Below are 17,161 nucleotides of genomic sequence, written 5' to 3' on the forward strand. Positions count from 1 at the left end.
AAACTAACTTATATGTTTAAGACTAAAGATGCTTGGATGAATTTCTTCTATTCATTCGGTGCTGCAATTGTAATTCTTGGAGCTTGGCTTAAAATTACTCACATCTCATTTGGCCCAATTAACGGTAACATTGCACTTACAGTAGGGCTTGTTACAGAGGCAATTATCTTTATTATTTTCGCTTTTGACCCTCCAGCAGCTGAAGAGTCTTACCATTGGGAAAATGTTTATCCGGAATTATTAGATAAACATGCTAACCCAAACCCTTTGCATTCTAATATTTCTTCTAAAAACGCAAATGCTCAATTTGCAGAATTAGAAAACTCTCTTTCTACTAAATTGGATAAAATGCTTCAGGATGCAAAACTTGATGTGCAGTTATTCGACAGATTGAGAACAGGAATTGATAAGTTTTCTAACTCTGTAGATCAGATTAACCAAACGGTTGATGTATCTGCATCTACTCACAAATATAATGACCAGCTAAACAAAGCAGCTCAACACATGGAGAGCATGAACGCTTTGTATGCTATGCAATTGGAAAGCGGTCAGAGACAATCTGATTTTGCTAAAAAATATGTTGAAGATATGCAGAAATCTGCTGAGCATTCTGAGAAGTTTAACCAAGAATTACAAGGTTTAACAACCAACTTAAATAGCTTGAACAGAGTTTATGGTGGTATGTTAACTGCAATGAAGTCGTAATCCCAAACCATTAATTTAATAAAAAACTAAAGAAAAGAGAATGGCAAAAGGAAAACAGACTCCACGTCAGAAGATGATCAACCTAATGTATTTGGTGTTCATCGCAATGATGGCCCTAAACATTGATGTTGAAATTATCAGATCATATTACGATTCTACAAGAGCATTAAATGAAACAAGACATTTGACTGAAGATAAAAATCAGGACATTTTTGAAGTTACTCTGGAAGCGAAAGCTCAACAGGTTCCTGATACTTACGCTCAACCTTGGGAACAATACAAAGTTTTAAAAGGTAAGATCGACGGTCTTGTTGGTTCAGCTGAAGAAATTAAAGGTATTCTGAAGAAGAACTCAGAATTCTTTGACAAAGATCCAAAGACTGGAAAAGATATGGATGTCAGTGAGAATTTTTCTGCACTGAATAACAATGAGGCAACTACAGAATATTTCTTTAAAGAAGGAGACGAAAATAGTCCGTCTGCAAAGGCCTTAGAGCTTAAAGGCAAAATGGATGAAGTGAGATCTTATATTGTTTCTACTTTTGGAAATAACCCACAGTTATTAAAATTAGTTGACAGAGCAAACAGATCTATTGTTGCGGAATATCCTCAAGGGAAATCTCCAAACGGTAAAACATGGTTTCAGAATAAATTCTATCACCAGCCTCTTATCGCTGCGATTTCAAACTTGGAGATTATTCAGAATGATGCTAGAAATGTACAGTCTGATGCATTAGCATTAATGCTTCAGGAGAAAGTAGATGCGAGCATTAAGTTCAATCAATATGAAGCTATTGTTTCTGCACCATCTGACATTCAGTCTGGTAAGAAAGCTGAAGCAGTTATTATGTTAGGAACTTATTCTAACAGCAATAAAATCAGCATCAGTGGTGTAAGCAGACAGGAAAATGGTAAAGGATATCTTCCTTTAAATACCGGTGGTCTTGGTGAGAAGAAAATTGGTGGAGTTATTACATTAACAGACGCTACAGGAAAAGCTCAGCAATTCCCTTTCACTCACACCTATAATGTGATTGCGGGTCCTCAGCAAGTGAAACTTGAACAAGGATTGATTCTTTCAGCTGATAAGATGAATGTAATGTATAGAGGATTAGAAAACCCAGTAACGGGATCTATTCTTGGTGCAGATAATTCAAAACTGTCACTTTCAGCTCCTGGAGCAGTTGTAAAGAATACAGGTAAAGGTAAATGGAATGTGACACCTTCAGTAGGTAACACTATTAAATTGACTCTTTCCGGTACTGATCCAACAGGTAGAACCGTTTCTGAAGTATTTGAATATAGAATTAAAGGTATTCCGAAACCACAAGGACAGATTAGAGGTAAAGCAGTAAACTTTATGCCTGTAACATCAATTCCTAATCAGATTGTAGCAGCTACGTTACCTGATTTTGATTTCCCGGTTTCATTTACTGTAAACAGCTTTATTCTTAAACTTCCAGGAAGAGCAGGTACTATGATTCAAGGTAATTCTCTTTCTGCTGCAGAAGGATTGCTAAGAAACTTAAGAGCTGGTGATGTTGTTCAGATTTACGACATTCAGGCAACTGCAACTGGTTTAGGAAATCAGAGATTGAAAGAAATTTCACCTGTGACAATTAATGTTCAATAAGATAATTTGTAAAATCATATTATGAAAAAATATATTAGCAGTCTTTTAGTTTTAGCCTCTGGGTTTGCATTTTCCCAAACTATTCTAAATGCTTCTTCTCCAGAAGAGTTCAGACAAATGAGATCTGAAAATATGAAAAAAGTGGGAGATACTGTTATAAGTAATAAGGTAACACCACTAGAATACGGATTTGTAGATGAGAAAGATGTCTTAAAAAGTATGATGGTGTGGGAAATAATAGATATGAATGACAAGATCAATCAGCCTTTCTATTATGATAATCCTAATGGTTTGCTTTCTAAAAATACAAGATCTCTATATCAAATTCTTTTAGATGCTGCCATGAATGGTGCAATCGAAGAAGTTTATGATGATGAAAACTTTACAACAAAATTATCTCCTGAAGGTATTCAGAAGAAATTGGAAAGTGTAAGAATTGATGATGAAGCAATCGAAATTCTTAACTCTGGAAGACAATTGACAGAGGAAGAAAAGTTGAGACTAACTGACCGTATCAGAACTACTACCGAAAAAGTAAAAGTTCTAAAAATTATGGGAATGTGGTTCATAGATAAGAGAGATGGGCAAATGAAGTACAGACCTCTAGGTATTGCTGCAATGGGTCCGGATCCGACATCGCAGGGAAGACTTGATGCTGAAGGAAAACCAATGGAAGGTGCTAATGATTTAGTAGATTTGTTCTGGGTTTATTATCCAAAAGCTAGAGATATTTTGGCTAATAACTATGTATTCAACAGAAAGAATTCGTCTGCAGACTTATCTTTTGATGATGTCATCAATGCTAGAAGATTTTCTTCTGTTATCTATAAATCTTCAAACGGTTTAGGAGACGGAGTTATCAAAGACTACATTCCTAGAAATGCTGAAGAGCAGTTAGATGAAAGCAATAAAATCAAAGAGCAAATTCTTCAAATGGAGAATGATATGTGGAATTACTAAATTTCACTTGATATTTATAAAAAACCTGAGTACTTTTACTCAGGTTTTTTTATTATGAAAAATGTTGATTATATAATTGTTGGCGACGGTTATGCCGCGGTATTTTTTGCGCACCAACTTATTAAAAATAAAAAGTCATTCGTGATTTATTCTGAAGGACGAAAAAGTGCTTCTCAAATATCTGCAGGAATTATCAATCCTGTAGTTTTGAAAAAGTTTACTACATTTTGGTTAGCTCAACAGCAGATAGATTTTCTAAAAACTTCTCTGGATGAAATTGAAAAATATACAGGCAAGAATTATTTAATTGAAGCACCAATTCATCGAATCTTTCATGACGAAAATGAACAGAATCTATGGCAAAAGAAAGCGAAAAATGAAGACCTATCTGATTTTTTAAATACAGATTTTAGACACTTAGAAGATGTCAAAAACGATTATAATGCAGGAATGGTAAAGCAGTCTGCAAGATTAAACGTTCAAGGTTTTTTTAATGACTTATTGAAGTTCCATGAAGACCACTCTCAATTAATTAGAGAGAAGTTTGATTATGAAAAGCTTAATACAATTGACTCAGTTTATAAAGACATCTCATATAAAAATATTGTTTTTTGTGAAGGAATGGGCGTTAAATATAATCCTTATTTTTCAGATATTCAGGTGATTCCTAATAAAGGTCATCATATTAGAGTTGAGCTTTCAAAACCGATCACTGAAAATATAACTATTAAAAAGAAACACTTTTTATTTCCTTTAAACAATAAATTTTACTTCTATGGAGGAACGTATGACAGAGAACAAATGCATGAAAATATTGATGATTCTGCAGTTGAACAATTAAGAAACGGTCTGTCGGAATTCTACCAAAATGATTTTGAAATAAAAGAGGTGCATTTCGGGTTCAGACCGACAGTAAAAGATCGCAGACCTATTGTTGGGAGGCATTCTCTGCACCATAATTTATATGTGTTCAATGGTTTGGGAGCTAGGGGAATTTTAAACGGATGCTATTTTTCAAAAAGTCTCTACGACTATATTGAAAATAATATTGATCTTCCCGGGGAAATTTTAATTGAAAGATTTAATAAAAAAGACGCCTGATAGGCATCTTTATGTATTTTATTGTGCAGCCATCTTTACGTCTGCCTGTTGCTTTTTACCGTGAAATAAGACCATATCTACATCTTTCTGGAGGAAAGTGATTTCATTTCTAGAATCAGTAAAAAGATATTTATTGTCTTCGCTAGAAAATCCGGGAGTAGTTTTGTTTTTAAACAGTTCATAAGTCTTTCCGTTTAGATGCACTGTTACAATCTCCTTTGTATTGTTGGTGATAATTTCGATTTCGTCACCGTGACGGTCAGAAATTGTCTCTTTTATAATGCTGTCCTGAGATTTTTTTTCTTTAGTAATATTAGCAAGGTCAGGATCTTTAGAAGAGTGTTTACATGCTGTAAACGAGAGGATTATAAACAATCCCACTAGCGATTTTTTCATTTGTATTGTAGTTTTTAAGGTTTTCATCTTAATAATGATTTGGTGAAGCAAAAATACGACTATTTTTCTTTAAAATATGTTAATTTTTAATAATTTAAATAATTCTAGTGTATGTTTACGCTTATAATTTTATGTTAAATGCAATATTTTATTTCTGTCATTCACTTTTCAGGTTTTTTAAATTAGAGTTAAACTTTGTTAACATTGAAGTATGTAGTAAATTCTCAGCTTACATTTGCAACTTCTAATGAGAAACTATATCATATACTTTTTGACTTCATTATTTCTGCTTTTCGTAGTAGAAAGCAAGCTGAATGTCAAAACTCTGTATAATGATTTTTCAACGCACATTTCTCATAATTATCCTGACAAAACAGATCATTCAGCTCATGCACCTCAGAAGTTTTCTGTACAGCAAATTTCAGAGGGTTCTACTACTTTTTCATTTGATGTAGCTGAAGACGATTTTCAGTTATCAGACACTCAGCAGACCGTTTTGGCTTTTGTTTGTGTGTTTGCCCTTATTTATTCTTTCGGACTTTTATTTAAAAAAAGGTACAAACCTTCCGTTGCTGATGTAATACGTCATTCGCGGTCTGTAAAAACTTTTATTCTGATTCGTTCAATCAGAATCTAAAAAATTTTTCTCAATTTTCTTTTTTGTTCCCTGACCGGAATGAAAAAGCTATGCATTGTATTCCTTTTGATTAACAGTGCAAGATTTCCCGAATTTATATTCAAACTAAACATTTAACGATTTTAATAATACTCTAGATTATGATGAAAAGAGTTGTCTCAGGCGTTGTCCTAAGCAGTGTTATGTTGCTTTTTAGCTGTAACAAAAAAAAGGAAGAAAAACAGGAAGATTCTGTTTATCCGGTGACTACACCGGTGAAAATAGATACGATCATCAACAAAGATTTTGTTGCTCAAATTCAGTCGGTGAAGAACATCGAAGTTCGCGCTCAGGAAAAAGGTTTCCTTGAGAAGATTTATGTGGACGAAGGTCAGTATGTAAGAGCCGGACAAACTTTGTTTCGCATTATGCCCCAGATTTATCAGGCAGAATTGCTGAAGGCGAGAGCTGAAGTTGAACAGGCTTCTATTGAGCTGAAAAATGCAAGCACATTAGCAAGCAACAATATTGTTTCAAAAAATGAACGATCAATGGCTAAAGCTAAATTGGATGCTGCCAATGCAGAAATGAAACTGGCACAAATCCACCTTTCATTTACCGATATCAAAGCTCCGTTTTCTGGAGTGATTGACAGAATTCCTTTAAAGCTTGGAAGTCTGATAGATGAAGGTGATCTTTTGACGACTCTTTCAGATAATACTAATATTTATACTTATTTCAACGTTTCCGAACCAGAATATCTTAATTATCAGACTCATGTAGCAGATCGCGGAAGCCAGAGCGTTAGCTTAATGATGGCAAATGGCGAAATGTTTAATCAACAAGGTGAAATTCAAACCATTGAAGGTCAGTTTGATAACGAAACAGGAAACATTGCATTCAGGGCTAAGTTTCCGAATCCTGAAAAACTGCTCAGAAACGGCGAAACGGGAAAAATTCGAATGACTTTACCACTCAAGAATGCTTTGATAATTCCTCAGAAAGCTACTTATGAAATTCAGGACCAGAAATATGTCTTTGTGATTGATAGAAATGGTGTTGCAAAATCTAAAAATATCAAGGTTTCTTATGAACTTCCTGATATCTACGTCGTTGCGTCAGGAATTTCTCCGAATGATAAAATATTGTTGGAAGGCGTACAAAAAGTAAAAGACGATCAGAAAGTAAAGGTAAAATTCCAGGATCCGAAGAAAGTTCTTCAAAATTTAAAATTAAAAGCAGAATAGAAGAATTATGTTTAAAAAATTCATTCGCAGACCTGTTCTGTCAATCGTAATCTCGCTGATCATTGTTTTTATGGGAGTTTTGTCTTTAATGAAACTTCCAATTACACAGTTTCCTGCGATCTCTCCACCTAAAGTAAATATCACCGCATCCTACCCGGGAGCCAACAACGAATTGCTGGTGAAAGCGGTGGTTATTCCTTTGGAACGCTCATTAAATGGTGTTCCGGGAATGAAATATATGACTTCCGATGCCGGAAATGATGGTGAAACTTCTATTCAGGTGGTTTTCGATTTGGGAACAGATCCCAATGTTGCTGCCGTTAACGTTCAGAACCGTGTTTCATCAGCAGTGAATAAACTGCCGCCGTTGGTTGTACGTGAAGGGGTGAAAATTACCCGTGAAGAACCCAATATGTTGATGTACATTAACTTGTACAGTGACGATCCCAAAGCCGATCAGAAATTTCTTTTTAACTACGCAGACATCAATGTAATGTCGGAATTGAGAAGGGTAAGCGGAGTAGGTTTTGCAGATATTTTGGGAACAAGAGAATATGCAATGCGTATCTGGCTGAAGCCTGATCGTTTGACGGCCTATAATATTTCAGCAGATGAAGTAATGGAAGCTCTGAACGAACAAAGTTTGGAAGCATCACCTGGAAAAACCGGTGAAAGTTCCGGGAAACGTTCTCAGTCATTTGAATATATCTTGAAATATCCGGGACGTTTTAATAATGAAAAAGATTACGGAAATATCATTCTTAAAGCTAAATCTGCTGGAGAATTTGTAAGATTAAAAGACGTTGCCGATATCGAATTTGGTTCTTCGATGTATGATATTTATTCTACATTAAATGGAAAACCATCTGCTGCAATTACGGTAAAACAATCTTATGGATCAAATGCAAGTGACGTTATCAAAAACGTAAAAACATTGATGGCTGATCTTGAAAAAACCAATTTCCCGAAAGGAATGCATTATGACATCAGTTATGATGTTTCCAGATTTTTGGATGCATCAATTGAAAAAGTCATTCATACTTTGTTTGAGGCTTTTATTTTGGTGGCGATTGTGGTATTTCTTTTTTTAGGAGATTGGCGCTCTACGTTGATTCCGGCGATAGCGGTTCCGGTTTCACTTGTGGGAACTTTTGCTGTCATGTCAGCTTTTGGAATTACTTTAAATATGATTTCGCTTTTTGCGTTAGTCATGGCAATCGGGGTCGTCGTCGATGATGCGATTGTAGTAATTGAAGCCGTCCACGCCAAGATGGAGGAAAAAGGACTTTCTGCATTAAAGGCAACTGAAGAAGCAATGCACGAAATCAGTGGAGCAATTATCGCAATCACTTTGGTAATGGCGGCAGTATTCATTCCGGTAGCATTTATGTCAGGTCCGGTGGGAGTTTTCTACCGTCAGTTTTCAATTACAATGGCGTCGTCTATTATTCTTTCGGGAGTTGTAGCATTAACTTTAACTCCGGCTTTATGTGCTTTAATCCTTAAAAACAATCATGGAAAAGCAAAGAAAAAAGGTCTGATTACCATATTTTTAGATAAATTCAACAATGTATTTACAAAAGGAGCCGGGAAATATGAAAAGTTACTGAATAAGACAGTCACTAAAAAATTTATTACTCTACCATTGCTTTTAATATTTTGTGCATGCACATACTTTTTAAGCAACTCACTCCCTTCAGGATTTATTCCGGGAGAAGATCAGGGGATGATTTATGCGATTATTCAGACGCCGCCGGGTTCTACTTTAGAAAGAACAAATCAGATTGCTAAAGAATTATTGAAAGAATCTGAAGATATTGATGGAGTGCAATCTGTTTCTTCATTGGCAGGTTATGAAATTTTAACGGAAGGAACAGGTTCGAATTCAGGAACTTGTCTGATTAACCTTAAAAGTTGGGAAGATCGTTCAGAATCTGCCGCTGAAATTATTGAAAAACTTGAAGAGAAAGCCAAAAATATTCCGGGTGCCAATATTGAATTCTTCCAGCCGCCTTCTATTCCGGGCTATGGTGCCGCAGGTGGGTTTGAATTAAGACTTCTGGATAAAGCTGGAAGTGGTGATTATCAGAAAATGGAGCAGGTAAGTACGGATTTTGTGAAAGAATTAAAAAAACGTCCGGAATTAGGTTCTGCATTTACATTTTATTCTGCAAGTTTCCCTCAATATATGCTTAAAATTGACAATGATCTGGCCGAACAAAAAGGGGTAAGCATTGAGAAAGCAATGGATAATCTATCTACATTAATCGGTTCAAACTATGAAACCAGTTTCATCCGTTTCGACAGACCTTACAAAGTAATCGTTCAGGCGGGACCGCAATATCGTGCTTTGCCGAGCGATTTAATGAAATTATATGTGAAAAACGATAAAGATCAGATGGTTCCATATTCAGATTTTATGCATTTGGAAAAAGTATATGGTCTTTCTGAAATTACGCGACACAATATGTACAATTCTTCTGAAGTGAGTGGAACACCGGCGCCGGGTTACAGTTCCGGACAGGCAATTAAAGCCATTCAGGAGGTTGCCGACAAGACTTTACCAAGAGGTTTTGGTATTGACTGGGCCGGAATTTCAAAAGATGAAGTAGGTCGTGGGAACGAAGCCGTTTACATCTTTCTGATCTGTTTAGGATTTGTTTATTTAATTCTTTCGGCGCAGTATGAAAGTTTTATCCTTCCATTACCGGTAATCCTTTCATTGCCGACAGGTATTTTCGGGGCTTTTTTATGTCTAAAACTTTTAGGTTTAGAAAACAATATTTATGCACAGGTTGCGATGGTGATGCTCATTGGTCTTTTAGGTAAAAATGCCGTATTGATTATTGAATTTGCCGTTCAGAAAAAAGCAGAAGAAGGAATTCCTGTTGCTCAGGCGGCCATCGAAGGAGCAGCCATCCGTTTCAGACCGATTTTAATGACTTCATTTGCATTCATTGCAGGTTTGATTCCTTTGGTGATGGCAACCGGGCCGGGAGCGGTAGGAAACAGAACGATTGGCACTGCAGCAGCAGGAGGAATGCTTATCGGAACCGTTTTCGGGCTATTGATTATTCCAGGACTGTACTATATTTTCGGAACAATTGCCGATAAATCACGACTGGCAAAATATGAAGAAGAAAATCCTTTAACCGAACAAACCGAACCTTATCAACACGATAACAAACATGAAGATTTATAATAAATATATTACAGCCATTGCCATTTCGCTTGTTTTGGCAAGTTGTAAAGCTCCGATGGCAACCGTAATTCAGGACGATGTAAAAAATAATATTCCTGAAAATTTTAATCAAAATGAACAGCAGGACGCCAATACAAACACCGGAACTACGCCTTGGAGACAGTTTTTCACAGATCCGAATCTGGTGAGTTTAATTGAAACTTCTTTGAAAAACAATCAGGAATTAATGATCACGCTGCAGGAAATCGAGATTGCCAAAAGCGGAATCGTTGCCAAAAAAGGAAGATTAAGTCCGTCTGTAAGAGCTGGTTTAGGAGCTGGAGTTGAAAAAGTAGGTCGCTATACAAGTACAGGTGCTGGTGATGCATCTACTGAAATCGAGCCCAGAAGAGAAATGCCTGATCCACTTGGAAATTTCGAAGGCGGTTTGATGGCCAATTGGGAAATTGACATCTGGAAAAAACTCAGAACGGAGAAAGATGCAGCCGTTGCACATTATCTCTCTACGGTTGAAGGAAAGAATTTTGTTCTTTCTAATCTGATCGAAGAAGTGGCTGATAATTATTACGAATTATTGGCACTGGATAATCAGCTGGATATCATCCAGCAGTATATCAAATTGCAGACAAGAGCTTTGGAAATTGCTAAAATCCAGAAACAAGCCGCTGCAGCAACTGAATTGGCCGTTAAAAAATTTCAGGCTGAGTTGGCAAAGTCAAAGGCAACAGAATACACAATCCGTCAGGAAATTACTGAGAAAGAAAATCAGATCAACGCGCTTTGTGGACGTTATCCACAACCGATTCTGAGGACTAAAGAAAGTTTTATGTCGATCATTCCGCAAACAGTGTATACGGGAATTCCGTCGCAGTTGTTGGCAAACCGTCCTGATATCAAACAGGCTGAATTAGAATTAAAAGCCGCAAAATTAGATGTTGAAGCCGCAAGAAAAGAGTTTTATCCTTCTCTCGAAATTTCTGCAACTTTAGGATTAGAGGCTTTTAAACCTTCGTATTTGGTCAAGTTACCCGAGTCGATCGCCACAAGTTTAGTTGGCGAACTGGCAGGACCGCTTATTAACAAAAGTGCGATTAAAGCGAACTTTCAGACAGCAGATGCAAAGCAGATTCAGGCTTTGTACGAATATGATAAAACCATTCTGAATGCGTATTTAGATATTTCAAATCTGATGTCGAAAGTGAAGAACATCGATCAGTACTATCAGTTAAAGTCTCAGGAAACGCAGGCTTTAGACCAATCCATCGATATTGCCAATCAGCTTTTCAAAAATTCAAGAGCAGATTATCTTGAAGTTTTGTTAAACCAAAGAGATGCCTTGGATGCAAAGATGGAACTGATTGAAGCCAAACAAAAGCAGTTAAGTACCGTTGTCGACATCTATAAAAGTTTAGGTGGCGGCTGGAAATAAGTTAGTTTTTTTTATTCATATATCATTATTTCAATCGTGGAGTCCGGTTCTGTTATCAGAGCCGGACTTTTTAATTAAATTAGAATAATATGACAAATTAATAGTGGAGTAGAAGAGTGCAGTTTTATGAATCAATTATTTAATATTAGAAGAAAGAACACTAAAATTCTAATAAAAGTTGATGGTTTTGAGTGAATTCTAACTCTTGATCAAACAGCCGAACATTCAAAAGTGTGGAAGAGTATGTGAAAAGTTCACGGGCGATTAAATATGTTAGATAAGAATTTTCACGACAGTTATCGTGTAAATGTCACTAAAAGTTTAAATATAATTAAAGCAATTTTATACAAAACTATTCGAATGACTAATTTCTAAAACGATATTTAAAAAAGTTTATTTATAATTTGAGAATTAAAATTTTGATAGATAACTTATTGCCGAGTGGCTCATCATACAAAGGATGTGTGATGTTTTAGCGTCATTCATTTTATTGTCAAAAAAAACCATCATAAACTAAAAAGTAAATGATGGTCAGTTATTTTAAATTTCGCTTAAAACGAGATCATGTTTTATTAAAATCTTCAGTAAAAGAAAAATTTAATGATTATAAAAAAGCCCCTATTTCAACATTTTTTTCCTCATTTGTATCTTTGATCAGAAATATAGGGGCTTGTTTTTTTATGTCTCTATGGTTTCCAAAAACTCCACATTGCTCCGTTGTATACAGCAAGTTGTTTCTTCGTTAAATCATAAACCATCATACCTGCACTAGGGTTCAGGATGTTTAGATGCGGGCTGGCTACTCGCGGAAGTACCATTGCTTTGTTCGTATCCGTAAGGACAAGAATTCCGTCTACGCTATCTGTCGCCGCATTGCTTCCTATAGCTGTTTTAGCGGTCGGCTTTTCAACCTTTTCATTACCCTGGAGGGAAAGATCAACTACCCCTGAAGTATCCACAGTTAGGTCAAACCATGTGTTGGTTGCAATATCCTTCAGGTATTTTACTTTTTTGTCTGAAGCATCGTAGATAATGGTTCCGTTTTCTGTCATGCTGCTTTTATCAACAATATAGGGAAGAATCAATCCTCTATTTTCTGTGTCTGCAAATTCCAAAGACACAGATGCGTTGGTAACACTTGGCTTCCCCATTGCAACCTGAGATTTTACTCCGATCGTTCCTATAAGGAGGATAAGTGCTGTAGTTATATTTTTCATCTTTGTTAATTTTATAAATTTGAAAAAATTGAAAATCGAAAGCTTTTCGAATTGGTCTCTCGATTTTCAATTAAATATTTAAATTTAAGTACCACAATTGGTTACATTTTAAATATTTTTTTATTATGTAATATAAATTAAAGACCCAATTTGTCTAAAGCGTACGCCATTATATTATGAAGATATTTTTCCTGAGCAGTGTCTACATTTGTACCAGAAATATCTGAAGCTCTAAATACTCCTTCGTCCCAGAAAAAGATTACTCTGCCTCCAGTACCTGTAGTCCAGATACCAGCGTTAGCAGAAGCTACTCCACCTTCACTTGCCAGAACTTCAGATCCTGCTGCCAATTGAGTTTTCAAAACTCTTCCCATTGTTTGAGCTGCTGTAATTGCTGTGTTTCCAGCCACATTACCAAATACACCTGTTGAACCTGTAGTTCCTGCCACTGTGTAAGAATATGCCGATCCGCTTCCTACCGTGCCTGTTCCTCCAAAACCTTGATGTGCCGGTGTATTTCTAGTACTATCCAATAAAACAATTACTACTCCTCCGAGGTCTGTAAATTCTTTTATTTTTGCAATCGTTGCTGCATCTAAGTCTACGTTGAATTGTACACCCACACAAAATACATCTACCATACTTTTCAGCTGTGCTCCGGATAAGGTGCTCAACTCTTGTGCTTCAAACTTGAAAAAGTTGAATCCTTCTATTTTGTTGTACGTACCTGTAGTTCCGTAATTAAGCGGACTCTGAAGCTGAGAATTAAATGTTGGAAGTCCTGTTCCGCCTATTGCGTATTCATTCCCATCCCACAATCCGGCCCAATAACCGATGTTAATTTTTCTAGCTGTCGTATCTGGGCAAGTTTGAGTACTCATACAATGCCAAGCTGGTAAAGTACTTCCATCCTTAACAGTGTACATCTTAAGACACTTGTTGGTGGTGTCAAAAACCATCATTCCCTCTACAAAATTTGCTGATGCAATGCCTACAGGATTTCCTGAAACATCAAACGCAACCCTGTTTGGAACAAATCCTTTGGTTTTGGCTTCTAATGCCAACCAAGCGCCTTTTCTCGCCATAGGCCAATTGTCTGTATTCTCTGCTCCAGCTCTGCTAAGCGATGTAATACCTATTTTACTATCTAATCCTGTACCAGTAGCTCCTGGTTTGTAGCAAGTGCTTGCTGTAGCTGTAGTAGTTACACCAAATGTAAAGTATCTATTAATATTTTCAGGGTCAAAATCATTATTAAATACCCAGTTACTACCTACTTTCGTTCCTAGAACAAGCTTTACATTGGTTGTAAGATTTTCATTATCTGCAATAATCATGTAAGCTACAGCTCCGGTATCAAACTGATTTTCATAAGTTGATAGATCAGCTTGGAAATAGGTATTTCGTGTAGTACCTGTTCTCTGAGAAAGCCATTTTCTCTGAATTATTTTTAGTGCGTTTCCATTAATGGTGGTTGCCATCATTGGTAGAGAAGTATTGTTATTATCTCCAGCGACGAAAAATTCCTGATCATCAGAGATCGCTGTTCTGGAGGGGTCAAGGTTACCTGTAACGAAATCATTATTGGTAGCCATCGTAACAATTGTTCCACTATTTACACTTACCGATACCTTTTGATGTAAAGTACTGATGTCATCTCTTCCTATCCCAAATACATTATTATGGTATGTAGGATTGGCAATTCCGTTCCAAACTGCTGTACTATTTGATGACAAATAGTTAAATGTTCCGGTGTCAATGCCCTCATTACGCAAAGTAAGACCATATTTGATTCCTAAATAAGAATTAATTCTTTGATTTTCATTTCCAGATTTTGGAGATGTATATACAATCACTTCTGGGATTAATCCGTTCCATGGCTGATTAACACCATTGATAAAATCATTTCCGACAATAAAATTACCTGCCGGAGAACTTTGATTACCTCCTGTTCGGGCTGGGAAACCATCAAATTCTATTCGTGCAGTACCTGCTACAGCATGCTGCCAGTGACCAGACATCAAATAGGATTGTGATAATGTTATATCCGGGTTGGCGGCAGTACCGTACAAACTTGTCCACATCATAAACTTTGGTCCAGGATATGCACCAAGGTGGGGATTATCTCCGTTAGCTCCGACGCCAAGCAAAGTATTTGCTCCTGAATTTACTTCTAAAGATGCGACAGAGTACATAGATAGGCTGTTATTAACTCCACGATTGGCAACCTGATTATTACCCATAGCCTTATTAGCAAAATTACCAGCAGGATTATAGTTAAACTTCTTAAATGAATTTGCTAGAATAGGCTGCATTCCCGCAGTCGGCTGTGTTAGGTCATAATCATTTCCTGACTGATCTTTCCATAAAGATGGAGAAAAGTCCTTATCAGCTTTTGCCCATAATCCCAATCCAGTAACTACACCTCCGGGAGCTCCATATTTAAGTATGCCATATTTTAATCCTGTAATGTCAGATGTTCCTGCAGTTAGAGTCAACTGACCATTTGGAGAACCATCGTTGCCAGTCACGGTTGTACTTTCTCCTACGGTAGACCAACCCAAATTAAGTTGCGTAATCGGAGCCGGCTGACCGATCGTACCCGTATTTTTACTAAGTGAAAGCGAATAGGTTTCTCCTTCTGTAACATACATTGATGGTATGGTAAATGCACCTGCTGTTACAGTTGCAGAATAAACTAATAATCCATTAGTATCTATCAGGTTAACATATAAACCACCGCCATTAATGGGTAACCCGTTAATATTAGCAGAACCATCTATATCATGATATACATTTCCGGTTATGGATGGTTTTGCAAGAGGTAATAAAGGTACTATATTAAGACGGACAGCAGTAATTCTTTGTGCCGAAGATTTTGTAAGAGTGGTAGAAGCTGCCCCGTTCCGATAGGCGGTTAATAAGCTTACCCCATCTGGCTCATTGATTCTAAGATTAAATGCACTACCTGCGTTATTAGTAATCTTCATTTGATTAATATTCGTCCAACCTGCATCGAATGAGATATTTTCATCCATTGCAGTAGCCCCAAAACTTACATACATTACATCCGTGGCCGTTCTTCCAACCGGGGTGGCGGCAACTGTAGGAGTAAGGTTAAAGGTAGTGTTTTGGGTGGCTGCTTCAATCCAACTGTTGGAGCCTGTGGAAGTAAAGGAGGTGGATGGGCTTACATTTCCATAGACCTCAATGGAGACCGCAACTTCATCTGCTACATTAGCAGGAGTTATTATACCGGAAAAATCAAATGTGGACAGACCTGTTGGTAGACCTTGAGAATCCGACAGGGTATATCTGTAAAAAGAAGAAGACATTTCAGCAGTGGAGAAAGTACCACCTCCAACTGCTAAATGATATGTTCTCAGTACAGAGCTTCCTGTCATACTTTGCCCGGCTACAGTAAGCGGGAAATAATCTGCTCCCGAGTTTCCGGATGGGTAATTATTCGCAGCCCCTGGTCGGTGGTCTCTCTCGAACCAGAAATGGATAATCATTACCCGGTTCTGTCCCGCGGGTATGTTCCAACTAAGTGTGGGCTTTCCACCGGTTCCGCTACCTATGGCAGAAATAGATGTTTTTCCCAAAAGAGTTACATTCTGCGCAGATAGATTTCCGGAAAGGAAATAAAGTACCGCAAAGAATAGTAATATAAATTTTTTCATTTTAGTGGTTTTTTTGAAATTAATTGTAGGTCTTTTGCCTAGATATGATCATTTATAAAATTATTGGATATCTGTGGTTGATTCTTTATGTTTTCTCACTATTTATAAGTTACCTTAGGTGTTATTTCCAATTGATATACTTGAGTCTTATTTATTTTTCTATAATATAAAATATGGTGTGATGTGGATGAATTCTATACATATCATCTAAGGCTGTTACCAAAAAAATCAACAGACCAACACTGATTCGTAGTATTAGTCTGTTGATTAAAGAGATTATCTATTCTCAGTTCCTCCACCTCCATCACATACTCTGCTTATCTCACATTTTGTAGCAAGACAAGTAAGTGGAATACAAAGAAAATAAGGAGTCGAAACTTTATAGGTCACTGTACATTTGTTTTCAGTTACTTTAATATAAGTTACTACGATACATGTCTGTGTAGTTTCGGGCTGATTGTTTGAGATAGTGTTAGCATTAAGTGTTGCTGTTCCCATAGTTGCAAGTAGTAAACCTGCGAAAAGTGTCTTTTTCATCTTAGTGAATTTTTTTTATTAATTTGTGTTCTTTGTGAAATCCAGAATGGTTCATTTGTCCATAGATCTTTCTAAATGGACGATTCTGGAGTTTTGTCTTGACCCTTTGCTTTGGAATGGCAAGTAAAAAGTATGGATCTTTTTTGTAATATGCTGAAAATCTAGCTTAAAATTCTTTATACAAAATTCTGAACCTTCAGAAGCTGTATAATATTCTCTGTAAAAGACTGTGGGATTTTCTGCAAGAAGTAGTACAAAATACTTTTTACTTTACGTTGAAGTATGCCTTCGTAATCTTATCTCATATTTGTGTTTTTTTGTTTTTAAATACTATTTTTCCTATTTGAAAAAATGATGCCTTTCACAAATTTGAAAGCCATTCTTTTTGTATTTTAAGATATTTATCAAACTATAATTATATTAAAAATGTAACAT

The 17,161-nt window shown here is 36.5% G+C and carries 12 protein-coding genes; 8 read left to right on the forward strand and 4 right to left on the reverse strand.

Annotation, left to right across the window (positions count from 1 at the left end; genetic code table 11):
• The first annotated feature begins 12 nt into the window (after positions 1-12).
• The 4 genes from porL to PGH12_RS16465 are packed head-to-tail and all read left to right on the forward strand — an operon-like array spanning position 13 to position 4,399.
• The gene (porL, locus tag PGH12_RS16450; RefSeq protein ID WP_267598563.1) at positions 13-705 is read left to right on the forward strand and encodes a type IX secretion system motor protein PorL/GldL; all 693 of its coding nucleotides are present in this window, start codon (positions 13-15) and stop codon (positions 703-705) included.
• A 40-nt stretch (positions 706-745) separates the two neighbouring features.
• Positions 746-2,338, forward strand: coding sequence for a type IX secretion system motor protein PorM/GldM (gene porM / locus PGH12_RS16455; protein ID WP_267598564.1), 1,593 nt, complete (start codon positions 746-748; stop codon positions 2,336-2,338).
• 21 nt (positions 2,339-2,359) lie between these two features.
• The gene (gene porN / locus PGH12_RS16460; RefSeq protein ID WP_267598565.1) at positions 2,360-3,298 is read left to right on the forward strand and encodes a type IX secretion system ring subunit PorN/GldN; all 939 of its coding nucleotides are present in this window, start codon (positions 2,360-2,362) and stop codon (positions 3,296-3,298) included.
• 54 nt (positions 3,299-3,352) lie between these two features.
• A complete protein-coding gene (locus PGH12_RS16465) occupies positions 3,353-4,399 on the forward strand; it encodes an NAD(P)/FAD-dependent oxidoreductase (RefSeq protein WP_267598566.1) in 1,047 nt (348 codons plus the stop codon).
• Between the two features lie 18 nt (positions 4,400-4,417).
• On the opposite strand, the gene PGH12_RS16470 is transcribed toward PGH12_RS16465, so the two are convergent.
• Complete coding sequence (locus PGH12_RS16470) at positions 4,418-4,795, reverse strand: hypothetical protein (protein ID WP_267598567.1); 378 nt, start codon at positions 4,793-4,795, stop codon at positions 4,418-4,420.
• Positions 4,796-5,042: 247 nt separating this feature from the next.
• Between PGH12_RS16470 and PGH12_RS16475 the strand changes: the two genes are divergently transcribed.
• From PGH12_RS16475 to PGH12_RS16490, 4 genes are all read left to right on the forward strand, one after another.
• On the forward strand, positions 5,043-5,432 hold the full coding sequence (locus tag PGH12_RS16475; RefSeq protein WP_267598568.1) for a hypothetical protein: 390 nt from the start codon (positions 5,043-5,045) through the stop codon (positions 5,430-5,432).
• 143 nt (positions 5,433-5,575) lie between these two features.
• A complete protein-coding gene (locus PGH12_RS16480) occupies positions 5,576-6,658 on the forward strand; it encodes an efflux RND transporter periplasmic adaptor subunit (RefSeq protein WP_267598811.1) in 1,083 nt (360 codons plus the stop codon).
• 7 nt (positions 6,659-6,665) lie between these two features.
• On the forward strand, positions 6,666-9,860 hold the full coding sequence (locus PGH12_RS16485) for an efflux RND transporter permease subunit (protein WP_267598569.1): 3,195 nt from the start codon (positions 6,666-6,668) through the stop codon (positions 9,858-9,860).
• Positions 9,847-11,289 (forward strand): TolC family protein, encoded by a 1,443-nt coding sequence (locus PGH12_RS16490; protein WP_267598570.1) that lies wholly within the window; start codon positions 9,847-9,849, stop codon positions 11,287-11,289. Before PGH12_RS16485 ends, PGH12_RS16490 begins: the two co-directional genes overlap by 14 nt.
• A gap of 686 nt (positions 11,290-11,975) precedes the next feature.
• On the opposite strand, the gene PGH12_RS16495 is transcribed toward PGH12_RS16490, so the two are convergent.
• The 3 genes from PGH12_RS16495 to PGH12_RS16505 all read right to left on the reverse strand — a co-directional run bounded on the left by PGH12_RS16495 (position 11,976) and on the right by PGH12_RS16505 (position 16,726).
• A complete protein-coding gene (locus PGH12_RS16495) occupies positions 11,976-12,506 on the reverse strand; it encodes a phage tail-like protein (protein ID WP_267598571.1) in 531 nt (176 codons plus the stop codon).
• Between the two features lie 137 nt (positions 12,507-12,643).
• The gene (locus PGH12_RS16500) at positions 12,644-16,189 is read right to left on the reverse strand and encodes a DUF8202 domain-containing protein (protein WP_267598572.1); all 3,546 of its coding nucleotides are present in this window, start codon (positions 16,187-16,189) and stop codon (positions 12,644-12,646) included.
• 276 nt (positions 16,190-16,465) lie between these two features.
• The gene (locus tag PGH12_RS16505; protein WP_267598573.1) at positions 16,466-16,726 is read right to left on the reverse strand and encodes a hypothetical protein; all 261 of its coding nucleotides are present in this window, start codon (positions 16,724-16,726) and stop codon (positions 16,466-16,468) included.
• Positions 16,727-17,161: the final 435 nt, after the last annotated feature.

Origin of the sequence: Chryseobacterium sp. CY350 (assembly GCF_027945075.1) — a bacterium.
In the GTDB taxonomy this organism is placed as follows: domain Bacteria; phylum Bacteroidota; class Bacteroidia; order Flavobacteriales; family Weeksellaceae; genus Chryseobacterium.